Origin of the sequence: Rhabdothermincola salaria (genome assembly GCF_021246445.1) — a bacterium.
GTDB classification, from domain to species: Bacteria; Actinomycetota; Acidimicrobiia; order Acidimicrobiales; family Acidimicrobilacustridaceae; genus Rhabdothermincola_A; species Rhabdothermincola_A salaria.
Window position 1 is genome coordinate 627,445 of sequence record NZ_JAJQXW010000002.1, and the last position, 21,542, is coordinate 648,986.

General features: G+C 71.7%; 25 protein-coding genes. 12 read left to right on the forward strand and 13 right to left on the reverse strand.

Annotated features, from left to right (window positions below):
• The first annotated feature begins 63 nt into the window (after positions 1-63).
• The 4 genes from serS to pdxH all read left to right on the forward strand — a co-directional run bounded on the left by serS (position 64) and on the right by pdxH (position 2,859).
• Positions 64-1,350: a serine--tRNA ligase gene (gene serS / locus LUW87_RS12075; RefSeq protein ID WP_232671427.1), complete on the forward strand. Its 1,287-nt coding sequence runs from the start codon at positions 64-66 to the stop codon at positions 1,348-1,350.
• 10 nt (positions 1,351-1,360) lie between these two features.
• The gene (locus tag LUW87_RS12080) at positions 1,361-1,756 is read left to right on the forward strand and encodes a FluC/FEX family fluoride channel (RefSeq protein ID WP_232671428.1); all 396 of its coding nucleotides are present in this window, start codon (positions 1,361-1,363) and stop codon (positions 1,754-1,756) included.
• On the forward strand, positions 1,753-2,130 hold the full coding sequence (locus LUW87_RS18850; protein ID WP_232671429.1) for a fluoride efflux transporter FluC: 378 nt from the start codon (positions 1,753-1,755) through the stop codon (positions 2,128-2,130). The genes LUW87_RS12080 and LUW87_RS18850 overlap by 4 nt, the downstream gene beginning before the upstream one ends.
• Positions 2,131-2,202: 72 nt before the next feature.
• Positions 2,203-2,859 (forward strand): pyridoxamine 5'-phosphate oxidase, encoded by a 657-nt coding sequence (pdxH, locus tag LUW87_RS12090; RefSeq protein ID WP_232671430.1) that lies wholly within the window; start codon positions 2,203-2,205, stop codon positions 2,857-2,859.
• A gap of 32 nt (positions 2,860-2,891) precedes the next feature.
• Here pdxH and LUW87_RS12095 read toward each other — a convergent pair whose 3' ends face one another.
• The 9 genes from LUW87_RS12095 to LUW87_RS12135 all read right to left on the reverse strand — a co-directional run bounded on the left by LUW87_RS12095 (position 2,892) and on the right by LUW87_RS12135 (position 10,568).
• On the reverse strand, positions 2,892-3,536 hold the full coding sequence (locus LUW87_RS12095) for an arsenate reductase ArsC (protein WP_232671431.1): 645 nt from the start codon (positions 3,534-3,536) through the stop codon (positions 2,892-2,894).
• Positions 3,537-3,546: 10 nt separating this feature from the next.
• Positions 3,547-4,224, reverse strand: coding sequence for an arsenate reductase/protein-tyrosine-phosphatase family protein (locus LUW87_RS12100; RefSeq protein WP_232671432.1), 678 nt, complete (start codon positions 4,222-4,224; stop codon positions 3,547-3,549).
• A gap of 141 nt (positions 4,225-4,365) precedes the next feature.
• Positions 4,366-5,298, reverse strand: coding sequence for an LLM class F420-dependent oxidoreductase (locus LUW87_RS12105; RefSeq protein WP_232671433.1), 933 nt, complete (start codon positions 5,296-5,298; stop codon positions 4,366-4,368).
• A gap of 69 nt (positions 5,299-5,367) precedes the next feature.
• Positions 5,368-6,270 (reverse strand): cytochrome c biogenesis CcdA family protein, encoded by a 903-nt coding sequence (locus LUW87_RS12110; RefSeq protein ID WP_232671434.1) that lies wholly within the window; start codon positions 6,268-6,270, stop codon positions 5,368-5,370.
• Between the two features lie 7 nt (positions 6,271-6,277).
• Positions 6,278-6,877, reverse strand: coding sequence for a TlpA family protein disulfide reductase (locus LUW87_RS12115; protein WP_232671435.1), 600 nt, complete (start codon positions 6,875-6,877; stop codon positions 6,278-6,280).
• A 339-nt stretch (positions 6,878-7,216) separates the two neighbouring features.
• Entirely contained in the window at positions 7,217-7,561 is a 345-nt protein-coding gene (locus LUW87_RS12120) for a WhiB family transcriptional regulator (protein WP_232671436.1), read from the reverse strand.
• Positions 7,562-7,682: 121 nt separating this feature from the next.
• A complete protein-coding gene (locus LUW87_RS12125; protein WP_232671437.1) occupies positions 7,683-7,862 on the reverse strand; it encodes a hypothetical protein in 180 nt (59 codons plus the stop codon).
• A 64-nt stretch (positions 7,863-7,926) separates the two neighbouring features.
• Positions 7,927-9,357, reverse strand: a complete 1,431-nt coding sequence (locus tag LUW87_RS12130; RefSeq protein ID WP_232671438.1) for a serpin family protein — start codon at positions 9,355-9,357, stop codon at positions 7,927-7,929.
• 26 nt (positions 9,358-9,383) lie between these two features.
• The gene (locus LUW87_RS12135) at positions 9,384-10,568 is read right to left on the reverse strand and encodes a P-loop NTPase (RefSeq protein WP_232671439.1); all 1,185 of its coding nucleotides are present in this window, start codon (positions 10,566-10,568) and stop codon (positions 9,384-9,386) included.
• Between the two features lie 41 nt (positions 10,569-10,609).
• Here LUW87_RS12135 and LUW87_RS12140 point away from each other — a divergent pair, with 41 nt between their 5' ends.
• Complete coding sequence (locus LUW87_RS12140) at positions 10,610-11,314, forward strand: helix-turn-helix transcriptional regulator (protein ID WP_232671440.1); 705 nt, start codon at positions 10,610-10,612, stop codon at positions 11,312-11,314.
• A gap of 60 nt (positions 11,315-11,374) precedes the next feature.
• On the forward strand, positions 11,375-11,695 hold the full coding sequence (gene erpA / locus LUW87_RS12145) for an iron-sulfur cluster insertion protein ErpA (RefSeq protein WP_232671441.1): 321 nt from the start codon (positions 11,375-11,377) through the stop codon (positions 11,693-11,695).
• 132 nt (positions 11,696-11,827) lie between these two features.
• Here the strand turns inward: erpA and LUW87_RS12150 are convergent, their stop codons facing one another.
• Complete coding sequence (locus tag LUW87_RS12150; RefSeq protein ID WP_232671442.1) at positions 11,828-12,793, reverse strand: hypothetical protein; 966 nt, start codon at positions 12,791-12,793, stop codon at positions 11,828-11,830.
• Between the two features lie 26 nt (positions 12,794-12,819).
• On the opposite strand from LUW87_RS12150, the gene LUW87_RS12155 reads away from it, so the two are divergent.
• The 4 genes from LUW87_RS12155 to LUW87_RS12170 all read left to right on the forward strand — a co-directional run bounded on the left by LUW87_RS12155 (position 12,820) and on the right by LUW87_RS12170 (position 15,361).
• Complete coding sequence (locus LUW87_RS12155) at positions 12,820-14,430, forward strand: 2Fe-2S iron-sulfur cluster-binding protein (RefSeq protein ID WP_232671443.1); 1,611 nt, start codon at positions 12,820-12,822, stop codon at positions 14,428-14,430.
• 4 nt (positions 14,431-14,434) lie between these two features.
• Positions 14,435-14,785, forward strand: a complete 351-nt coding sequence (locus LUW87_RS12160; protein ID WP_232671444.1) for a RidA family protein — start codon at positions 14,435-14,437, stop codon at positions 14,783-14,785.
• Positions 14,786-14,836: 51 nt separating this feature from the next.
• Complete coding sequence (locus tag LUW87_RS12165) at positions 14,837-14,998, forward strand: hypothetical protein (protein WP_232671445.1); 162 nt, start codon at positions 14,837-14,839, stop codon at positions 14,996-14,998.
• A gap of 162 nt (positions 14,999-15,160) precedes the next feature.
• Complete coding sequence (locus tag LUW87_RS12170; RefSeq protein WP_232671446.1) at positions 15,161-15,361, forward strand: cold-shock protein; 201 nt, start codon at positions 15,161-15,163, stop codon at positions 15,359-15,361.
• Between the two features lie 225 nt (positions 15,362-15,586).
• On the opposite strand, the gene LUW87_RS12175 is transcribed toward LUW87_RS12170, so the two are convergent.
• Complete coding sequence (locus tag LUW87_RS12175) at positions 15,587-16,267, reverse strand: winged helix-turn-helix domain-containing protein (RefSeq protein ID WP_232671671.1); 681 nt, start codon at positions 16,265-16,267, stop codon at positions 15,587-15,589.
• A 5-nt stretch (positions 16,268-16,272) separates the two neighbouring features.
• Positions 16,273-17,607: a glutamine synthetase family protein gene (locus tag LUW87_RS12180; RefSeq protein ID WP_232671447.1), complete on the reverse strand. Its 1,335-nt coding sequence runs from the start codon at positions 17,605-17,607 to the stop codon at positions 16,273-16,275.
• A 240-nt stretch (positions 17,608-17,847) separates the two neighbouring features.
• On the opposite strand from LUW87_RS12180, the gene glnA reads away from it, so the two are divergent.
• The gene (glnA, locus tag LUW87_RS12185; protein WP_346742541.1) at positions 17,848-19,275 is read left to right on the forward strand and encodes a type I glutamate--ammonia ligase; all 1,428 of its coding nucleotides are present in this window, start codon (positions 17,848-17,850) and stop codon (positions 19,273-19,275) included.
• A gap of 211 nt (positions 19,276-19,486) precedes the next feature.
• Here the strand turns inward: glnA and LUW87_RS12190 are convergent, their stop codons facing one another.
• Positions 19,487-20,638 carry a CaiB/BaiF CoA transferase family protein gene (locus LUW87_RS12190; protein ID WP_232671448.1) on the reverse strand — a complete coding sequence of 384 codons (1,152 nt, stop codon included), beginning with the start codon at positions 20,636-20,638 and terminating at the stop codon, positions 19,487-19,489.
• A gap of 173 nt (positions 20,639-20,811) precedes the next feature.
• Here LUW87_RS12190 and LUW87_RS12195 point away from each other — a divergent pair, with 173 nt between their 5' ends.
• A complete protein-coding gene (locus tag LUW87_RS12195) occupies positions 20,812-21,528 on the forward strand; it encodes a hypothetical protein (RefSeq protein ID WP_232671449.1) in 717 nt (238 codons plus the stop codon).
• Positions 21,529-21,542 lie beyond the last annotated feature (14 nt).

The following is a 21,542-nucleotide window of genomic DNA, read 5'->3' on the forward strand; positions in this document are numbered from 1 at the left end:
GCGGGGTCGGCCAGGAGCCCCGGCCCGCAGGCCCCTCACCGTCGGGGCGGTATCGTCGCCCCCGTGATCGACATCCGCCGCATCCGCACCGATCTCGATGCCGTGACCGCGGCGTTGGCTCGCCGGGGCGATGGCACCGACGAGGTGACCGAGGTCCACCGCCTCGACGAGCAGGCCCGCCTGCTGTCCGCCGAGCGCGACGGGCTGCGCTCGCAGGTCAACGCCCTCTCCAAACAGGTCGGGATGCTGCGCCGCGACGGTGACGTGGCCGCGGCCGAGGCCAGGCAGGCCGAGAGTCGCGAGCTGGGCGAGCTCGAGAAGCGGCTCACGGCCGAGGCCGACGAGCTCTCGGCGCGGGTCCGCGACCTGCTGTTGCGCATCCCCAACCTGCCGGCCGCCGACGTGCCCGACGGCGGCGGTCCCGCCGACAACCCCACGGTGAAGGTCGTGGGCCCCGGCGACGACCCCGCCGCGTGGGCCGCTCACCAGCGCGTGCCCCACTGGGACATCGGCACCGACCTCGGCATCTTGGACCTCGAGCGTGGCGTGAAGCTCTCCGGGGCCATGTTCACAATGTTCCGCAAGCAGGGCGCCACCCTGGCGCGGGCCCTCTGCCAGGCCGCGCTCGACCGCAACAGCGATGCGTTCGAGGAGGTCCGCCCGCCCACCGTGGTGCTCACCGAGACCATGGTGAGCACCGGCCACCTGCCCAAGTTCGCCGACGACGCCTACCACCTCGAGCGCGACGACCTGTGGGCCATCCCCACCGCCGAGGTGCCCCTCACCTCGCTGGCCCGCGACGAGGTGCTCGCCGAGGCCGACCTGCCCATGCGGCTCATGGCCTACACCCCGTGCTTCCGGCGCGAGGCCGGATCGGCCGGACGTGACACGCGTGGCCTGTTGCGGGTGCACGAGTTCGACAAAGTCGAGATCCTCGCCTACACCACACCGGCGCAAGCGGCCGACATGCACGCCGAGATCCTGGCCCGGGCCGAGGGCCTCATCGCCGAGCTGGGCCTCACCTACCGGGTCCTCGACCTGTGCGCCGGCGACCTCGGCAACTCCGCCGCCCGCACCTTCGACATCGAGGTCTACGCCCCCGGTGTCGACCAGTGGCTGGAGGTGTCGTCGGTGTCGTGGTTCAGCGACTACCAGGCCCGGCGGGCCAACATCCGCTTCCGGCCGAGCGAGGGCAAGGGCACCGAGGTGGTGCACACCCTCAACGGCTCGGCCCTCGCCGTCCCCCGCGTCTGGGCCGCAGTGGTGGAGACGCACCGCCAACCCGACGGCTCGGTGCGGGTGCCCGAGGTCCTGCACCCCTACCTGCGCGGCGCCACCGAGATCCGCTGAGCGTCTGGCCGTGCGCACCACACCGGCGCGGGTGCTGGCCGTCGCCGTCGGCGGGGCGCTCGGCACCTGGCTGCGGTGGGCGGTGGTGAGCACCTGGCCCATCCGGCCGGACCGCTTCCCCACCACGACCCTGGTCGTGAACCTCGTGGGCGCGTTCGTGTTGGCGCTGGTGATCGTGGCCCTGCTCGAACGGCGCCGCCGGGCCCTGGCCCACGCCTTGCTCGGCACCGGGCTGCTCGGTGCCCTCACCACCTTCTCCACCATGTCGGTCGAGGTGGTCACCCTCGTCCGCCTGCAGCATTTCTGGGTCGGTGCCGCCTACCTCGTCGTGTCGTTGGTGCTCGGGGTGCTGGCCATGATCGGCGGTCTGGCCCTGGGGCGGTCGTGGTGGAGGGCCGAGGCGTGACCGTCGTCGTCGTGGGTCTCGCCGGCGCGCTGGGGGCCGTGTGCCGCCACCTCCTCGACGTCGCCCTGCGACGCACGGTCGGGCCGGGTCCGTCAGCCGGCGTGCTCCTGGCCAACGTGGCGGGCTCGCTCGTCGTGGGCTTCCTCGTGGGCACCGCGTTCGAAGAGGGACTCGACCGCGACCTGCGCCTGGCGGTGGTCGTCGGGTTCTGCGGGGCCTTCACCACCTTCTCCACCCTCATGGCCGAGATCGTCAACATGCTCGAGGGCGAAGGCGCCCACGACGGGGTGGGGGCCGCCCTGGGCTGGGCGATGGTCTCCGTCGGCGGCGGGGTGGGGGCCGCGGCCATCGGGTGGTCGGTCGCCATCGCCTGACGCCGAGCCGGGCTGTTCGGGACCTCTTGCCCGGGCATCGGTGTCGTTCAGGGCTGGGCAGGCACCGTGGGCATGGGGTTGACTGCGGGCATGGGCGACGCCTTCGAGCAGGTCAGAACCCGTTGGCAGGCCGAAGGTCTGGTCGACGACCTGCTCGCCGACGATCCCTTCGAGCAGTTCCGCCGGTGGATGGACCAGTGCCTCGAGGTGGGCCTGCACGAGCCCGAGGCCATGGTGGTGGCCTCGGTCGGCGCCGACGGCATGCCGTCGGCCCGCCACGTGCTGCTCAAGGAGCTCGACCATGGCTTCGTGTTCTTCACCAACTACGAGAGCCGCAAGGGCCACGAGCTCGACGGGCACCCCAAGGCGGCCGTGTGCTTCCCGTGGAACCTCGTCTCCCGCCAGGTACGAGCCGTTGGCGGGGTCGAACGGGTGACTGTCGAGGAGTCCGACGCCTACTTCGCCACCCGGCCCCGCAGCGCCCAGATCGGGGCATGGGCGTCGCGCCAGAGCGAGGCCATCGACGATCGAGCCACCCTCGAGGCGTGGGTGGCCGAGGCCGAGGCCTGCTTCGACGGCATCGACGTGCCCCGTCCGCCCCACTGGGGCGGCTATCGGATCGTGCCGGTCGAGTTCGAGTTCTGGCAGGGCCGACCGGCCCGCCTCCACGATCGCATCCGCTACGAGCCCGCGGCCGACGGCTGGCGGCGCGAACGGCTCAGCCCCTGAGGTCCTGGCGTCGGATCAGGCGGGGCTCACCCTCATGCCATCGTCGGGACGTCGAGGCTGGCCATCAGCTCGCGGACCCGACGGCCGATGTCGTCGCGCACACCGCGGACCATGGCGACGGACTGGCCGGCGGGGTCCTCGAGGACCCAGTCCTCGTAGCGCTTGCCGGGGAAGATCGGGCAGGCGTCGCCGCAACCCATGGTGATGATGACGTCGGCGGCGCGGGCGATCTCGTCGGTCCAGGGCTTGGGGGACTCGTCGGCGATGTCGACCCCGATCTCGGCCATGGCCTCGACGGCTGCCGGGTTGATCTGGCTGCCGGGGTCCGACCCGCCGGAGAACACGTCGATCTGGTCGCCGGCCAGGTGGCGCAGCCAACCGGCCGCCATCTGCGAACGTCCGGCGTTGTGCACGCACAGGAAGAGGACGGCGGGCCGGTCGGGGGTGCCGACCTCGAGTCGGGCCAGGGCCCGAAGACGCTCACGGGCGAAACGCTCGATGAGTATGGGGAGCCATTCGGTGAACCTGGCGCGCGCCAGGAGCTGGTCGCGAGAGTCGTCCAGGTAGCGCTCGATCGTCTCCGGCGAGAAGACGCCCGAGAACTCCTGGCTGATCCGCCGGGCACCCTCGCGGAGCATGAGCTGTTGCTCGGTGGTGAGCTCGGTGGCATCGGACATGGTGGGGCTCCTACGGGGTGGGTGGGGGGCTCGTGAGTGCACCGATGCGGCCTTCGAGGGCCGTCAGGGCGTCCTCGAAGGCCGCATCGGTTCCCAGGGGGACGGGATCGGGGATCGACCAGTGCAACCAGGTCGTCTCGGGGTCGAGCTCCTCGTGGGCCTGGTCGCACACGGTCACGACGGTGGTGTCGTGGAGCTGGGCGGGATCGAGGAGCCGGGGTCGGGCGTCGGAGAGGTCGAGCCCCGCTCGTCGGGCGGCGGCGACCGCGCCCGGGTGGACCCGCTCGGCGGGGTGGGTGCCGGCGCTGTCGGCGGGGGCCCCGGTGGTGCGGGTCCAGAGAGCCGCAGCCAGCTGCGAACGCGCCGAGTTGTGGGTGCAGACGAACACGATGCGGTCATCAGCCACGGTGGGGCCGACCAGGAGGGAGTCGAGGCGTCGCGGGTCGAGGGTGACGTAGCGGCGCCGAGCGTCACCCGAGGAGGGGCGGCGCTCGATCAGCCCCACCCGCTCCAGGGTGTCGAGGTGGTGGGCCAGCAGGCTGGAGCTGAGGTGGTGCCGCTCGGCGAGCTCGCCCGGGGAGCGATCGGAGGCGACCAGATCCTCGACGATGCCCAACCGCACCGGTTCGCCCAGCGCGGCGTGCACCTCCGCCCGTTCCCGCAGCTTCTCGTCCACACGATGACTCAATCACTCAAGATCGGTTGAGTCAATATCCACTGAGTGAACTTCAGGCCAACTCAGGACGAGGCGCACTCAGCAAGGAGGCTCAGCCAGGTCCGGGGTTTCGGCGAAGCCGGCGGAGGGAGGCTTGCCGACCGGAGCAAGATGTCACGGCAGCAGCTTCATGACCTGGTCGGCGACGAGGCGGAGGTGGTCGTGGTCGTCGATGTCGAGGACCTGGAGGTAGAGGCGTTCGCAGCCGGCCTCGGCGTAGGTGGCGATGGTGTCGAGCACCTCGGAGGGCGTGCCGGCGGCACCGTTCTGGCGCAACTCGTCGGCGGCCCGTCCGATGTTGCCGGCTCGCAGCTCGACCTCGGCGTCGTTGCGACCGCAGCACAGCACGAGGGCCGCCGAGAAGCGCACGGAGCTCGGGTCGCGCTCGGCGCGTTCGCAGGCGGCGCGCACCCGGTCGCGCTGGCGGGTGAAGGTCTCGACGGGAGCGAAGGGGAGGTTGAACTCGTCGGCGTAGAGGGCGGCCAGCTCGGGGGTGCGGCGCGGACCGTGGCCGCCGATGATGATCGGGGGCCCGCCGGCCTGGACGGGCTTGGGCAGCGCCGGCGAACCGACCAGGCCGTAGTGGTCGCCCTCGAAGGTGAACTGGGCGTCGTCGGGGGTGTGCCAGAGGCCGGTGATGATGGCCAGCTGCTCCTCGAGGCGGTCGAAGCGCTCCTTGAGGGTCGGGAAGGGGATGCCGTAGGCCACGTGCTCGTCGTCGAACCATCCGGCGCCGATACCCAGCTCCACCCGGCCGCCGCTCATCTCGTCGACCTGGGCCACGGCGACGGCGAGCGGTCCGGGGAGGCGGAACGTGGCCGAGCATACGAGGGTGCCGAGACGGATGGTGGTGGTCTCGCGGGCCAGGGCGCCGAGGGTGACCCAGGTGTCGGTCGGGCCCGGGAGACCGCTGACGTCGCCCATCTTCAGGTAGTGGTCGGAGCGGAAGAAGCCATCGAACCCCAGGCCCTCGGCCAGTTGGGCCAGAGCCAGCTGCTGGCCGTAGCTGGCGCCCTGCTGCGGCTCGACGAAGACACGGAGGTCCATGGTGCGCTGCTCCCGGGTGGTCGGTGGGTGGTCGGTGGGTGGTCGGCGATCAGGCGGGGGTGACGGAGGTCAGGAGACGGACTCGGTGTCCCGCCGCCGCCGGCGATCGTCGCGCGCATCCTGCAGCGCCCGGGTGATGAGCACGGTCAGGACGGCGACGCAGATGACGAGGGCGAGCAACAGGCCGAGGCGGGTGGGGCCGACGTCGCTGACCCAGGTGCTCATGCGACCGTTGAGGTCGAACATCCACTGCGCCACGCCGCCGCCGCCGAGCTCGCCCCGGGCGACGCGCAGCTCGTACCAGCCGTAGTAGGCGACGTACGCCCCGGCGACGATCAACAGCACGCCGGAGATGCGGTTGACGTACGGCAGGACGCGTCGCACGTTGCGCACCAGGGACTGGCGGGCCACGGCGATGGCGAGGGTGAGCACCATGATCACGAGACCCATGCCGAGGCCGTAGGCGACGAACGCCCCGACCCCGACGCCGAAGCTCTGGGTCTCGATGGTGGTGACCACCGCGGCGGTGAACAAGGCGATGGTGCACGACAGCGACACGAGGGCGTAGGAGACGCCGAAGAGGAACACGGAGGTGAACTCGCGGGAGTCGGTGCCCCGGTTGAACTTGGGCAGGTTCACCGTGAAGGTGCGGCCCGTGAGCATGTAGGCGCCCAGCACCACGAGGACCACCCCGAGGGCGATGGTGACCCAGGGGAGGTACTCCTGGACGGTGGAGAGCACCGGCCGCAGCACCAGCCCGAGGATCCCGAAGACCACCACGAACCCGAGGGTCATCACCGCCCCGACGGCGAGCGCTCGCAGCACGGTGGTCTGGGCGTCGCGACCTTCGGGATGGGAGGAGCCCTCGATGCCCAGGAAGTACGAGAGGTAGGCGGGCAGCATGGCGAAGCCGCACGGGTTGAACGTGGCCACCATGCCGACGCCGAAGGCGTAGACGACCGAGGCGTTCACCGGGACCTCACGCCCGGAGGTGTTCGTCGATGAGGTCTTGGAGCTCGGTGGCGGTGAGGGGCCCGGTGTGCACGTCGACGATCGTGCCGTCGGCGGTCACGAGCACGGTGGTGGGCAGGTTGACGGTGCCCAGCTCCCGGACGAGCTCGCCGCTGAGGTCGCGGCCGACCGGATAGGTGATGCCGGTCTGTTCGATCATCCTCAGCCCGTCCTCGGCGGATGACTCCAAGGCCTGCAACCCGAGCATGCCCACCTGGTCGACGTTGGCCCGGTACACCTCGTCGAAGGCCGGCATCTCGGCCACGCAGGGGATGCACCACGAGGCCCACACGTTGATGACGAGCGGGCGACCGTCGGTGCTGAGCTGGGCGGTGCCGCCCTCGAAGAGCGTGTAGGAGGCGTCGGGCAGCTTCTCGCCCTCGGCCTCCGATGCGGCCTGGCTGGTGAGCTCGTCGGGGGCGAAGTCGCTCTGGGGCAGGGTGGCCCCGGGCGTGAGCCGCTCGGTGGGGACGGCCGTGTCGTCGCCGTCGGAGCGGAAGGCCACGAAGGTGGCGATGGCCAACACGACCGTGGCCAGGGCGACCGCCGTCAGCAGCCCTCGTGACACTCGGCGCGGTGCCGGGACCGGTGCTCGGTCCTCGGGGGGGAGTTCGGTGGTTTCCATAGGGCAGGCCCGGCCATGACGGTAGCGGGGAGGCCGGGTGCGCCCCAATCGCCACAGGCCCCGGACGTCAGGGCCGTTCGTCACTCCTGCGCGTGCCCTGCGGTCTGTCGCCCGCGAGGTTGGGGGTGCCCCCACCCGTCCGCCGCCCGAGCAGCAGGCGACGCCGGCACGAGGCCGCGGCATCGCCCGGCGAGGGGCGGGGACGGGGGTGGGGGCCGTGGTCCCGGAGGGACCTGGGTCCGGCGCCGGCGAGGAGGGGGAGCCGGCCGGCGCCGGACCGGGTCAGGCGCTGCGCAGGTGGCTGCGCAGGTGGACCGGCACCGGGATGTCCGGCAGCTGGTCCTCGGGGCGGGGCACCTTGGGCGGGCGCCCCACCGGCCGCTTGGTGGTGAGGATGCGGCCGTTGAGGAAGAGTTGCCCGCCCCAGACGCCCCACGGCTCGTGGCGCTCGATGGCACCCTCCAGGCAGGCCAGCTGGATGGGGCACTCCATGCAGATCCGCTTGGCGCGGATGACGTCTCGGAGCTCCTCGGAGAAGAAGACGCCGGTGAGTGAGCCCTCGAGGTCCCGGCAGGCGGCCTGGTCCTGCACGGCGCTGGAGATGTCGTCGATCGGCTCGGCGAGCATCGTGGTGTCCCTTCTGGCAGTGGTCGGTGGTGAGGTGCGGTGGGTGGGAGCAGAGCGGCGCAACGCAGAAAGGCCGCCGGGAGAACCCGGCGGCCTGGGAGCGAACTCTGCGTAGCTGGTGCTACGAGGTCGGGCTCGGGGGCCGCCGGGACGGGTGCTTGTGGTTCATCCAGAAGCCGAAGCCGGCGATCGGGCGATACCACGGGGCGGTGGTGGTGGACACCACGGCCGGAGCGGCGGCGCGCACGACGACGGCCGACGCGGCACCGGTGGTGCAGGCGAGGGCGGCAGTCGTGAACATGGCGACAACGAAACCACGGGTCGCCGACGACGTCAAAGAGGTTTCTCCAGCGCGTTCGGGCTGGTCAGCCCCGTGGGGCGACGACGCGGCCGTAGAAGAGGGGCACGCCGGTGGCCCGGTCCGTCACCAGCACCAGGAACGGTCGGTCGACGACCACGATGGCTCGCCCCTCGTCGATGTCGGAGGAGTCGACCGGTGGGGGGCGTGGCGTGACCGTCGACGGCGCCTCCTCGGACGTCGACGGCGAGCTCGCGGGGGAGGAGACGGTCGTCGTGGTGGTGGTCGTGGAGGTCGTCGTGGAGCGGGGCGGCGACCCGCTGGCCTCGGTGCCCTCCTCGTCGATGGCGAGGAACGTCTGGTGGGCCACACCGCCGAGGGCCAAGGGCTCGTCGTCGGTGATGCCCGCGAAGTCGGCCACGGCGCGATCGAACGCGTCGACCACCCCGAGGGTGCGCAAGGCGTCGTCGAGGCGGAGATCGGAGGTCACCGCGAACTGGGGCACCGAGACGTCGACCGGCGTGCGCCGCAGCGCTCTCCTCAGCTGGACCAGGCCGGGGCCGTCGAGGGAGGTCTCGACCGCACCGAAACGCCCGGGGTCGGGGACCACGAAGGTGATGTGGAGCTCGTCGCCGAGGTAGGGCACCTCGACCGCCGTCCAGTCGTCGCCGGTGGCCATGCGGGCGTCGGTGTCCTCGAACCGGCGCATCAGGGGCACGCTGACGACCGTGCCGTCGAGGCGTTCGAAGTCGGCCAGGCGGGTGTCGCGTCGATCGAAAGGATGGGACCACGGAGCCCGGAGGGCGGCCCCGCTCGTGGCGAGGAACCGGGTGAACTGGTCGAGCGATCCACGATCGAGCAGGGGGTCGAGGTAGTCGGCGCTGGTGTCGGCCATCCACTCGTTGATCGTGCGGCGGGCCGCTTCGGGGTCGGACCGGAAGTCGGTCACCCGCACCCCCGTGTCCCAGGTCTCGGCCAGCCCGGTGAGCCACGGCACCCCGAACGTCGTGGCCCGCTGCGCCCACAACGAGGCCGGGGTCATCACGGTGATCTCGCCCTCGCGGCCGGTGTCGCGGTTCGCCCGCGTGCCGGAGAGGCGGGGCAGGGTGCGCGCCGCGGCCGCCATGGCGTCCTCGTCGCCCTCGTCGAGGTGCAGCACCCGGCCCAGCTGCTCTCGAGTGGCGCCACCCGCCCCGCTCCAGGCCTGGGTCAGCCCGGCGGCGACGGGGACGGGGCTGACGACTGCGTTGGCGAGGGGGTCGCGCTCGACCAGGGCACGGTGCAGGTCGGCGGCGAACGCCCACAGGCTGTCGGCCACGGCGCGAGCCTCGCCGGCGGTGACCGGCGCGGGCTCGACGTCGGCGGTGACCTGTTGGCCGAGGTCCGGCGCGCAGGCGGCGAGCAGCGTCGCCGCTGCCACCGAGACGGCGAACAGGGCGCCGTGGGAGCGGGACCGGCGTCGCCGGCTCGCCGCGTGGACCTGGCGTGGCCTGCGCATGCCCCTCACCGTAGAGGTGGAGGGGGTCAGGTCCCCTCGGCGTCGAGGGCGTCGAGGGCGCTGGTGGCGGCGGCGAGCAGGCGAGCCGAGCAGCCGCCCATGTCGATGGGCGGGGCCAGGTCGTCGGCCAGTCGGGAGGCGATGGCCCGGAAGGCGTCGGCGGCGGCGCCGTCGCCGAGGGCGATGGGCCGCCCCACGTCGCTGCCGCTCGACACGGACGGTTCGAGGGGGATGGCGCCGAGCAGGGGGATCTCGGCGTCGTGGGCGAGCGCCGCGCCTCCGCCCGAGCCGAAGAGGGGGTAGGTGGTGCCGTGCTCGCACTCGAAGGCGCTCATGTTCTCGACGGCGCCGAGGACGCGCAGGTAGCTCTTGCGGGCCATGGTGACGGCCCGGGCGGCGACCTTCTGGGCGGCCAACGCCGGCGTGGTGACGACGATCATCTCCGCCTGGGGGAGCATGCGGGCCAGGCCCATCTGGACGTCGCCCGTGCCGGGCGGCATGTCGATGACGAGGTACTGCAGGTCGTCGGGCCAGGCCACGTCCTCGAGGAAGTGCTGGACGGCCCGGTTGAGGATGAGCCCACGCCACATGAGGGCGTCGGTCTCGTCGTCGACGAGCAGACCCATCGACACCACCTCGAGGCGGCCGGCACCGATGTCGAGGCGTTGGGGCACGATGCGGGTGGAACCGGAGGCGTCCTTGGTGGCCTCGAGCCGGGCGTCGAGCCCGAGCATGCGCGGCAGCGAGAACCCCCAGATGTCGGCGTCGAGCACGCCGACGGCGTACCCCTGGGCGGCCAGGGCGGCCGCCAGGTTGGCCGACACCGACGACTTGCCCACGCCGCCCTTGCCCGACGCCACGGCCAGCACCCGGGTGGTGGGGGGCACGGCGGTGGTGGGTGCGCTCTCCTTGACGTTCCAGCGGGCCTTGGCCATGGCCGCCGACTTCTGCTCCGGGGTCATCTCGCCCCAGTCGATCTTCACCGACTCGACCCCGGGGAGGTCGGCGATGCGGGCCTTGATCTCGGACTGGAGCTGGGCGCGCAGCGGGCACCCGGCCGTGGTGAGCGCGACGTCGACGACCACGTGCCCGGCGTCGTCGACGGTGGCCCGTCGGGCCATGCCGAGCTCGACGATGTCGGTGCCGAGCTCGGGGTCGATCACGCCGCGCAGGGTGGCGAGTACGTCGTCGGAGGTCGGGACAGCGGACATGGGAAACATTCTACCGGCTCGGGCCGTGTAAACTCGGAGGCGTGACCAACCCGCCGGAGTCCGAGCCCGTCGACCAACCGTCGACGAACGCCGCCCCACCGCGGCTCGACGTGCTCAAGGCCCTCGGCGACAACACCCGCTACGCCATCTACCTGGAGCTGGCCCGCTCCCCCATCCCGCTGGCCACCGCCGAGATCGCCGACGTCCTCGACCTGCACGTCAACACCGTGCGACCCCACCTCGAGCGCATGCGCGACGTCGGCCTGCTCCGGGTCGACGCCGAGACGAGGGGCACGGTGGGCCGTCCCCAGCACCGCTACAGCCTTTCGGCCGACGCTCCCGCCCTGGGTCTCGAGCCCACATCCTGGCCCATGCTGGCGCGCACCCTCCTCGACGCTGCCGCCTCCGGTGGGCTCGAGGGCGACGACCTCGCCGAAGCCGGGCGCCGCCAGGGCGAGGCCGACGCCGCCCGCTGGCCCGCCGGTTCGGACTGCCTCGACGCCCTGGTCGTCGAGCAGGCCAAGCTCGGCTTCGACCCCGAGACCCTCGAACACGACGACGGCGCCACCATGGGCTTCGCCCACTGCCCGTTCCGCGATCTGGCCGAGACCCACCCCCAGCTCGTGTGCTCCCTGCACAACGGGCTGGTCGAGGGCTTCGTGGCGGCCTGGGACGGCTGCGGCGTCGCCCGCTTCCACCCGCTCGTCGACCGTAACCCCTGCCAGGTCGAGGTCGTCCTCGGATGACCGCGACCGGGCCCGACCCCGCTACCCTGCCACTGCACTGAGTTCCCGGGAGGACCAACTGTGATCACGCTTACCGATACCGCCTCGACCAAGGTCAAGGAGCTCATCGACCAAGAAGGCCAGGCCGGCCTGATGCTGCGGGTGGCCGTGCGCCCCGGCGGCTGCAGCGGCTTCAGCTACGAGATGTTCTTCGACAGCGAGAAGGACACCGAGGACATGGTGCTCGACGACAGCGGCGTGCCCGTCGTGGTCGACCCCTCCAGCGCCCAGCTGCTCTCCGGGGCCACCCTCGACTACAAGGACGGCCTGCAGGGCGCCGGGTTCGCCATCGACAACCCCAACGCCCAGAAGACCTGCGGCTGCGGTCAGTCCTTCAGCTGACCCCTGCCGGTCGCCCGGCACCGTCCGATCTGCTCCGGCCGCCCCACGGGGCGGCCGAGCCGCGTCCGGGGCCTGGGGGCCGGCCCGGCCCGGGGCGCACGGCCGGCGTGGCCGGTGGCCGTCGTCGGACGGTCAGCTGGTGGACGAGGCGAGGGCCTCGGCCAGTTCGCCTCGATCCATGACGTTGTCGAGGCGGGCCGTCACCATGCCGTCGCCACGGGCCACGAAGAGGCTGGGCTCGAAGCTGAGCCCGTAGGCGTCGACGGCGTCGGTGGTGCCGGCGCTGGCCGGATCAGGGCCCGCCGCCGGATCGACGTAGACCTCGGCGTGCACCACGGTGAGGCCGCTGACGGCGGCGCTCTCCTCGATCACCAGGTCGAGGACCGGCCCGCAGACGGTGGTGCTGCAGTACCGGGGGGTGCTGATGAGCAGCGCCACCGGTCCGCCGGCGGCGAGGACCTCGGCCAACGAGCGCTCGTGCAGCGGGCACTGGGGCTCCGCGGTGCAGATGGGGGTCACCCCCCGGGCGTCGGCGACGGTGGGCGTGGCCACGGGGATCATGGCCTGGCCGGGCTGCACCAGCTCCACCTGCTCGGGGCGGTCCACCTGGAAGTTCTGGGTGGACTCGGTGTCGTCGAAGGTGGTCGTGAGCCCCCAGATGCCGGGCTCGTCGAAGGTGGTCAGCAGGGGGTAGTAGGCGATCGGGGTGCCGTCGGCGTGCTTGCGCAGCTCGACCTCGCCCTTGTCGACGCCCTCGCGGCTGAGGCGGGCCGAGATGGTGTCGGGTCCGTCGGACGTGGGTGCACCGGCCGCGCTGGAGATGGCGAAGGCCGCCCGTTGGGGGATGCCGGCGGCGAGGTACCCGCCCTGGTAGTTGAACAGCCCCACCAGCGTCGTGCCCACCGGCGCCAGATCCATCCGCCCGGTCGCGTCCTGGTCGTCGGAGGAGCCGCCACAGGCGGCGAGCAGCGTGGGCGCGCCGAGGGCCACCAGGCCGGCGCCGCCGACCAGGCCCGCCCGACGCAGGAAGCCGCGACGATCGAGGGCAGGGATGGCGCTGGGTCGGGCGGGGCGCGAGGGGGAGGAATCGGGTCGCATGCGGCGCCGAACCTATCCTCCGGGCGATGGTGATCCACCGCGACCAGACCCCCGGTCCCGACGCCCGCACGATCGACCTGGTGGTCGACGGCACCGCGGTGTCGGTGGCCGACGACGGCTCGTCGCTGCTGGCGGTGCTGCGCGAGCACCTCGGGATCACCGCGGCCAAGGACGGGTGCAGCCCGCAGGGCCAGTGCGGGTGCTGCACCGTGTTGGTCGACGGGGCGCCCCGGGTGGCGTGCGTGACCCCGGCGCGGCGCGTCGCCGGGCGGGTGATCACCACCAGCGACGGCCTGGGTGACGACGACCGGCGACGTTGGGCCGACGCCTTCGTGGCCTGTGGCGCCAGCCAGTGCGGTTTCTGCACGCCCGGGATCATCTGCCGGCTCGAGGGCCTGCGGGCCAAGGGCACCGCGCCCGACGACCGGGCCGCTGTCGATCGGGCCCTGGCCGCCCACCTGTGTCGGTGCACCGGCTGGCAGACGATCGGCGAGGCGTGGGCCGTGGCCGCCAGCGGGGCTTCGGCGTTGGCCGGCACGCTCGCCGGTGAGCGCGACCTGAAGGTCGCGTCCCGACGGGCAGGGCTCGAGGGGCACACGCCCCAGCAGGTCGGCGCCGACGTGGTGCTCGGCCACGGCGGGTTCGCCGATGACTCCGCTCCGCCCGATGCGCTGGTCGCCGTGCCCGACGGTGCGGGTGGGTGGGCCGTCGGCGAGACGCTGGCCGAGGCTCGCGCCGCGTCCGGCAAGGTGCAGGGCCGGCGGGGGACGGTGGAGCCGGTGCCGCCGCTCGCGGTCCCCGACGGCGACTGGGAGCTCACGCTGTGCACCAGTTGGGTCGAACCGGCCTACCTGGAGACCGATGCGTCGTGGTGCGAACCGGGCGGTGAGCCCGCCGGCCCGCTGGGTAACGGCGGCGCGTTCGGGGGCAAGGTCGTCTCCCCGGTGACGGCGGCCGCCCGAGAGCTGGCCGACCGCCACGGACGGGCCGTGCGGGTGCTGCTGTCGCGCGAGGACACGGTGCGCCTCGGTCCCAAGCGCCCGCCCGTCGCCGCCGGGGTGCGTGCCGACGGCACCGGGGTGATGCGCGTCGTGCGCACCCCCGGCGTGGCCGACGCCGTGCGTGCCATGGCGCCCGGGCTGGTCGTCGAGGAGGTCGACGTGGCCGGACCGCCGACGTCGGCGGCCGTGCGCGCCGCGGGCTGGGCGGAGGCGTCGGTGCTGCTGAGCGCGTTGGCGGCGCGGCGCGACGGTGGTTCCCACGAGGCCACCGTCACCTCCCCGTGGGGCTCGGTGGCCACGGCGTCGGTGGGGGCCGACGACGTGATCCGGGTGCACGTGGAGTGCGGCGAGGTGCTCGACGAGGTCGTGCTGCGCTCCTACGTGATCGGTGCCGCCCACATGGCCCTGGGCTGGGTCACCAGCGAGGGCCTGGCGGTCGACGCCGACGGCAACGTGGGCGACCTCACCGTGCGGTCCTTCGGCATCGTGCGCGCCGCCGACATGCCGACCATCGAGGTGGCGGTGGTGCCCAGCGACCGGGTGGCGATCAACGGCTCCGACGCCGCCTTTGCCGCGGTGGCCTCCGCGCTGTGGCTGGCTCGCGGCTGCCCGCCGTCGTGGCCCGTGGGAAGCTGAGTTCATGACTGCTCCCGTCGGGCCCTACTCGCCGATCGTCCGCGCCGGCGACCTCCTCGTGGTGTCCGGCCAGGTCGGCATCCGCGAGGGCAAGATGGTCTCGGGCGGCGTCGAGGACGAGACCACCCAGGCCGTCGCCAACATCGCGGCACTGCTGGCCGGCGAGGGCGCCGCGCTCACCGACGTGGTGAAGACCACGGTCTTCCTGCGCCACATGCGCGACTACCCGATCATGAACGAGGCCTACATGGCCGCCTTCGGCGACCACCGACCGGCCCGGTCAGCGGTGGCGGTGTCCGAGCTGCCCATGGTGGCCCTCGTCGAGATCGAGGCCTGGGCCCACGCCCCCCGCTGAGGTCCGGCGCCGTCTTCGCCCGCGGCCGGCCGGGTGGGTACCATCGGCGTCGTGAGCGTCGTCATCATCGTGCTGGTCCTCGTCGTGGTCATCCCCGTGGGCTTCCTCGTCACCATGTCGCTGGTGGCCGCCCTGCTGGGTTGGGCCACCAAGACCGAGGTCGACGACCTCTACACCGGCACCGAGGATCTCGAGCTCTCCAACCGGAGCTGACGCCCGTACAGCCGGGCCCGTCGGTCGCGTCGGCGCGACCGGTCATCGGGCGGTGGATCGAAGAACCCGTCGACGGCGGGGAAACCCTCCGCTAGCGTCTCGCCTCGTTGAGAAGGTGCAGGGAAGGTGTTCCGACCCCGCAGGACAGAAAGGGGTGTCGGAGTGGCCTCCGGTACCGTCAAGTGGTTCAACGCCGAGAAGGGTTACGGCTTCATCTCCCGAGAGGGTGGCCCCGACGTGTTCGTGCACTACAGCGCGATCTCTGGTTCGGGCTATCGCTCCCTCGAGGAGGGCCAAGCCGTCGAGTTCGAGGTGACCAGTGGCCCGAAGGGCGATCAGGCACAGGACGTCCGTCCAGTCTGAGCGACCTCACAGGTCTGACGTTCGAAGCGCCGCCCGCGAGGGCGGCGCTTCCGCGTGGTCGGTGCGGCAGCGGCATGCGGTCGGGTGGCGGGTCGGGAGCGCCAGCGACCCCGCCACACCGTCGCGCTCCGCGCCCGTCGGTGGGTGGGCTCTCGGGTGGTGGTCGGGTGGCGGGTCGGGAGCGCCAGCGACCCCGCCACACCGTCGCGCTCCGCGCGACCAGTATCAGAGCGTCCAGCGGGACTGACCGAAGCGGTAGCCGACGCTGCGGACGGTCTGGATGAGACCGGCGTGCTCCTCGCCGAGCTTGGCCCGCAGGCGCCGGATGTGGACGTCGACGGTGCGGGCGCCGCCGTAGTACTCGTAGCCCCACACCCGGCTGAGGAGGGTCTCGCGGGTGAACACCTTGCCCGGGTGCGACGAGAGGAACTTGAGTAGCTCGTACTCCATGTAGGTGAGGTCGAGCGGCTTGCCGGCGATGGCCGCTTGGTACGTCTCGAGGTTGAGCATCAGCTCGCCGTACTCGACCAGCTCCGGTCGGGTGCCCTGGCCGGTGCGCCAGAAGAGGTGCTTGAGGCGGGCCTCGAGCTCCCGGGGGTGGAAAGGGCTGAGGCAGAAGTCGTCGAAGAGGTCGTCGCGCAGCTCGAGCTCGGACAGCTGGCTGCCGCTCACGAGCAACAAGAGGGGTTCGAGGGGGATGTCGCGCTTGCGCAGCGCCCGGCACAGGGCGAACGCCCGCTCCGGGTCGACGTCGGCGACCACGATGGCCCCGGCCCAGCCCTCGCCCGGTTCGAGGCGCGCCGCTCCGGTCTCGTCGGCGACGGCCTTCCACGGGTAGCCGGCCAGGTCGAGGGCCTGGGCGAGCTCCGGAGGCACCGGATCGGGGTGCAACAAGATGGGTTCCATCACCGTCACCAGGTCGGCAGGTACCGGTCCAGCTCGAACTGGGTGACCTGGGCCTTGTAGTCGAACCACTCCGAGCGCTTGTTGCGCAGGAACCATTCGAAGATGTGCTCACCGAGGGCTTCGGCGACCAGCTCGGACTGCTCCATCACGTCGAGGGCGTCGGAGAGCGACTGCGGCAGCGGGCGGATGCCCTCGGCGGCGCGTTCGGAGGCGGTCATCTCGAACACGTTGGCGAGCGACTCGTTCGGCAGCTCGTAACCGTCCTCGATGCCCTTGAGGCCGGCGGCGAGGATCACCGAGTAGGCGAGGTACGGGTTGCAGGCCGGGTCGGGAGCCCGGTACTCGATGCGGGTGGAGGACTGCTTGCCTCGTTTGGTGACCGGGATGCGGATGAGGGCCGACCGGTTGTTGCGGGCCCACGTGACGTAGACGGGGGCTTCGTAGCCGGCGATGAGGCGCTTGTAGGAGTTCACCAGCTGGTTGGTGACCGCGGTGATCTCGGGAGCGTGGTGCATCAGCCCGGCGATGAAGCCACGGGCGACCTTGGACAGCCCGTACTGGTCGCCGGGGTCGTGGAAGGCGTTCTCGTCGCCCTCGAACAGCGAGAGGTGGGTGTGCATCCCCGAGCCCTGCACGCCGGCGAGGGGCTTGGGCATGAACGTGGCGTAGGCCCCCTGCTCCAGGGCGATCTCGCGCACGACGAGGCGGAAGGTCATGACGTTGTCGGCCATGCTCAGCGCGTCGGTGTAGCGCAGGTCGATCTCGTGCTGGCTGGGAGCGTCCTCGTGGAAGGAGTACTCCACCGGGATGCCCATGTGCTCGAGGACCAGGAGGGTGCGCTTGCGCAGGTCGCTGGCCACGTCGGCGGTGGTCAGGTCGAAGTACGAGCCGCTGTCGAGGGCCTCGAGTGGGGTGCTGGCGTCGCCGTTGCGGAAGTAGAAGAACTCCATCTCCGGGGCCACCATGAAGTTGAAGCCGCGGCTGTGGGCCCGGTCGAGGTTGCGCTTGAGGACCTGGCGGGGGTCACCCTCGAACGGGTTGCCGTCGTGGCTCAAGATGTCGCAGAACATGCGCCCCGACACGTCGGTGGCGTCGCCCCACGGCAGCAGCTCGAAGGTGTTGGGGTCGGGCTTGGCGAGCACGTCGCTCTCCTGCACCCGGCTGAAGCCGTCGATGGCTGACCCGTCGAAGTGCATGCCTTCCTCGAAGGCGTTCTCGAGCTCGGCGGGCGAGATGGCGACCGATTTGAGCTGGCCGAGCACGTCGGTGAACCACAGGCGGATGAGGCGGACGCCGCGCTCCTCGACGGTGCGCAGCACGTAGTCCTGCTGGCGTTCCATGAGCCGGATCCTCGCACAGCTCCTCGACCAGTCCCAGGGCGACGGTCACACCGAGGGCCTGCTTCATCTAGCGTTCACAAACGGGCAACAGGGCGGAAAACCCCCGCTGACACGCTGAACATCGACCGGACACCCGCGCGTCGTACCTGCGCCCCCGATGGCACTGGTGGGAATGCCGGGCACCGGTCAAGATCTCGACAACCACTGCGGCATGTGGGCCGCACACCCCCAGGAGGAACCGTGCAGGAACGCACCCCCGAAGAAGTGCTGGCGATGGTCAAGGACGAGGAGTGCGAGTTCGTCGATCTCCGCTTCTCCGACCTGCCGGGCGTCATGCAGCACGTGACCATCCCCGCCCACGTGCTGAGCGAAGACCACTTCACCGACGGCCACGGCTTCGACGGTTCCTCGGTGCGCGGGTTCCAGGAGATCCAGGAATCCGACATGGTCCTGATCACCGACCCCAACACGGCGTACATGGACCCGTTCATGAAGCGCAAGACCATGGTGATCCACTGCTACGTGGCCGATCCGGTCACCGGTGAGAGCTACAGCCGTGACCCCCGCTACGTGGCCCAGAAGGCCGAGGCCTACCTCAAGAGCACCGGCATCGCCGACACCGCCTTCTTCGGTCCCGAGGCCGAGTTCTTCGTCTTCGACGACGTGCGCTTCGACACCCAGCCCAACGGTTCCTTCTACGCGGTCGACTCCATCGAGGGCGTCTGGAACACCGGCACCGAGGAGCTGGGCGGCAACCTCTCCTACAAGCCGCGCACCAAGCAGGGCTACTTCCCCGTCCCGCCGATGGACCACTACCAGGACCTGCGCTCGGACATGTCGGTCGCCCTGCACGAGGTGGGCATCGAGACCGAGCTGCACCACCACGAGGTGGCCTCGGGTGGTCAGGGCGAGATCGGCATCAAGTTCAACACCCTCCAGTCCATGGCCGACCAGCTCATGACCTTCAAGTACATCCTCAAGGGCGTGGCCTGGCAGGCCGGCAAGTCGCTGACCTTCATGCCCAAGCCGATCTTCGAGGACAACGGCTCGGGCATGCACACCCACCAGTCGCTCTGGAAGGGCGGCGAGCCGCTGTTCTTCGACGAGGCCGGCTACGCCGGGCTGTCCGACACCGCCCGCTGGTACATCGGCGGCCTGCTGCACCACGCCCACGCTGTCATCGCCTTCACCAACCCGACGACCAACAGCTTCAAGCGGCTGGTCCCGGGCTACGAAGCGCCGGTGAACCTGGTGTACAGCCAGCGAAACCGTTCGGCCTCGTGCCGCATCCCGCTGGCGTCGCAGAGCCCGAAGGCCAAGCGCATCGAGTTCCGCTGCCCCGACTCCACGTCGAACCCCTACCTGGCCTTCTCGGCCATGATGCTCGCCGGCCTCGACGGCATCCAGAACCGCATCGAGCCGCCGGCGCCGGTCGACAAGGACCTCTACGACCTCCCGCCCGAGGAGCTGGCCAAGGTGCCGCAGGTGCCCGCCACGCTCGAGCAGGCCCTCGACGCCCTGGAGTCCGACAACGACTTCTTGAAGGCCGGCGGGGTGTTCACGGACGACCTCATCGACACCTGGGTGGAGTACAAGCGCAAGAACGAGGTGGACGCCATCCGCCTGCGCCCGCACCCCTATGAGTTCTCGATGTACTACGACATCTGATCCGAAGGTTCTGCGAGACCGCAGGTCGGAGGCCAGAAATGCCCTCTGACCTGCGGTTTCTCGCGTCCGGGGAGTGCCGTTCCGTCCGCCCTGATCCGCCCCTGTTCTCAGGATGCAGCGGACTGGCCGCGTCCTGGAGCCTGGTCGGCTTCGGGCGTTGCGATCCCTCGGCTGGGTCAGGCCACGAAGATGCTCGGTTCGGAGGTCCGGGTCAGCCGACGGCGCCGCTCTGACGCAGGGCGTCGGGGTCCAACCCGGCCTGGCGCAGCACGGCGTCGGTGTCGGCGCCCGGGTAGGCGTAGTTGTTCCCCGGGCGGCCGGGGGTGCGCGACAAGCGGGGAGCCGGGACCAGCTCGGTGCCGCCGCCGGGAGCCTCGGTGAACGCCCCGCGGGCCACGTTGTGGGGGTGGTCGGGGGCCTCCGCCAGGCGGTAGACGGGGGCGAAGCACACGTCGGTGCCGCCGAGCAGCTCCTCCCACTCGTCGCGGGTACGGGTGCGCATGACCTGCTGGAAGATGTCGAACAGGGCGTCCCAGTTGGCCGGGTCGTCACGATCCGGCAGCGACGCGGGGTCGAGCTCCAGGCGGGCCAGCAGCTCGGCGTAGAACTGGGGCTCGATCGGGGCGAGGGTCACGTACTGGCCGTCGCTCGTCTCGTAGACGTTGTAGGAGGGCGACCCGCCGTCGAAGAAGTTGGTGCCGATGTCCTCGGTGTGCATGCCGCTGCGGGCCATGCCGTAGAAGACCGAGTAGAGGGCCATGACCCCGTCGACCATGGCCGTGTCGACCACCTGTCCGTGCCCGGAGCGCTGGGCCTCGAACAGGGCGCACACCACCCCGTAGGCCAGGTGCAGGCCGCCGCCGGCGAAGTCGCCGAGCACCTGCAGCAGCGGGATGGGCGCCCCGTGCTTGGGGCCGATGGAGCCGATGGCTCCCGTGATGGCCTCGTAGTTGAGCGAGTGTCCGGCGCTGTGGGCCAGCGGGCCGTCCTGACCCCAGCCGGTGAGGCGTCCGTAGACCAGGCGGGGGTTCACGGCGAGGAGGTCGTCGGGGCCGATGCCGAGGCGTTCGCACACGCCGGGCCGGAAGGACTCGACGAAGGCGTCGGCCGTCGCCGCCAGGGCCTCGATGACGGCGACGCCCTCGGGGTGCTTGAGGTCGACGGCGATGGACCGGCGGCCCCGGTTGTACTCGGAGTAGGTGAAGGGCACCGGTTCGGGTGGCACCTCGCTGACCCGGTGCACCCGGATGACGTCGGCACCCATGTCGGCCAGCTTCTGGGTGCCGAACGGCAGCGCCCCCAGCCCGGCCATCTCGATGACGGTCACGCCCTGCAGCGGCCCACCCGGCTCGCGCTCGTCCACGTCGATCCCCTTCGCGTCGTGGGAGGGCATCGTCGTGTCGCCCCCCGAAGCTCGCCCCGAAGGTAGTTCGCGGTGCTCCGCCGGGGTTCCGAGGCAGGGTGCGGCCCGGAACCGGCACGACAGACGGCCGACTGCGGCCGGCTGCGGCCGGGAGAGGGCGGTAGACAGGGTGGATGCGCGTCCCTTCCGGTACCGACGGGATCGTGGTGGAGTTCAGCCGCCCGAGCGACTTCGCGGTCGAGGACGACTGGGACGCCTGGTCCGGGGAGGTCCACGTCCCGGCCGTGGCGGCGGCGTCGGGGGCGTGGGTGGCCACCCGCTGGGAGGTGGACGACCGGCCGGAGGGCTTCGCCCCGCCGGTGGGCTTCACCCACGTCACCATCTACGAGCTCTCCGATGTCGAGCGGGGCGCCCCGGCGCTGCTCGACCGGCTCGACGCCGGGCGCTCCGACGGCACCCACCACCCGGCCCACGTCGTCAGCGCCGTCGACGTCTTCGTCCCCACCGGGAGCCGGTGGCGGGGCCGGCGCGAGCCGTCGGCGGCCCTCACCGGCCAGGTGGTCGCCTACGTCGGACCCACCGATCCGGCGGTCACCGAACCGTGGAGCCGGTGGCTCGACGAGGTGCACGTGGTCGACATGGTCGACTCCGGGGCCTTCGCCGACGCGTCGCGGTGGGTGCGCCGTGAACCCGCCCGGTTCGGTCCCAACTTCTTCACCGTCTACGACGTGGAGCTCGACGACGTGGCCGAGGCGGTGGCCCTCTCCGGAGCGGCCATGGGACCGGCGCACCACGCCGGTCGGGTCATGGCCGAGCACTCCGGAGGGCTGCGGGCCGCACTGCGGGCCACGGCTCCGCACGGGGGTCGAGGCCACCGGCCGTCACCCTGACGGCGCCGGGTGAC

Coding starts and splice junctions, on each gene's coding strand:
- pdxH (WP_232671430.1), top strand. CDS start 2,203: ATGGGGTTGACTGCGGGCATGGGCGACGCCTTCGAGCAGGTCAGAACC.
- LUW87_RS12180 (WP_232671447.1), bottom strand. CDS start 17,607: ATGGAACGCCAGCAGGACTACGTGCTGCGCACCGTCGAGGAGCGCGGC.
- LUW87_RS12150 (WP_232671442.1), bottom strand. CDS start 12,793: ATGCGACCCGATTCCTCCCCCTCGCGCCCCGCCCGACCCAGCGCCATC.
- LUW87_RS12160 (WP_232671444.1), top strand. CDS start 14,435: ATGACTGCTCCCGTCGGGCCCTACTCGCCGATCGTCCGCGCCGGCGAC.
- LUW87_RS12095 (WP_232671431.1), bottom strand. CDS start 3,536: ATGTCCGATGCCACCGAGCTCACCACCGAGCAACAGCTCATGCTCCGC.
- LUW87_RS12135 (WP_232671439.1), bottom strand. CDS start 10,568: ATGTCCGCTGTCCCGACCTCCGACGACGTACTCGCCACCCTGCGCGGC.
- LUW87_RS12130 (WP_232671438.1), bottom strand. CDS start 9,357: ATGCGCAGGCCACGCCAGGTCCACGCGGCGAGCCGGCGACGCCGGTCC.
- LUW87_RS12125 (WP_232671437.1), bottom strand. CDS start 7,862: ATGTTCACGACTGCCGCCCTCGCCTGCACCACCGGTGCCGCGTCGGCC.
- LUW87_RS12155 (WP_232671443.1), top strand. CDS start 12,820: ATGGTGATCCACCGCGACCAGACCCCCGGTCCCGACGCCCGCACGATC.
- LUW87_RS12195 (WP_232671449.1), top strand. CDS start 20,812: ATGCGCGTCCCTTCCGGTACCGACGGGATCGTGGTGGAGTTCAGCCGC.
- LUW87_RS12175 (WP_232671671.1), bottom strand. CDS start 16,267: ATGGAACCCATCTTGTTGCACCCCGATCCGGTGCCTCCGGAGCTCGCC.
- LUW87_RS12105 (WP_232671433.1), bottom strand. CDS start 5,298: ATGGACCTCCGTGTCTTCGTCGAGCCGCAGCAGGGCGCCAGCTACGGC.
- LUW87_RS12120 (WP_232671436.1), bottom strand. CDS start 7,561: ATGCTCGCCGAGCCGATCGACGACATCTCCAGCGCCGTGCAGGACCAG.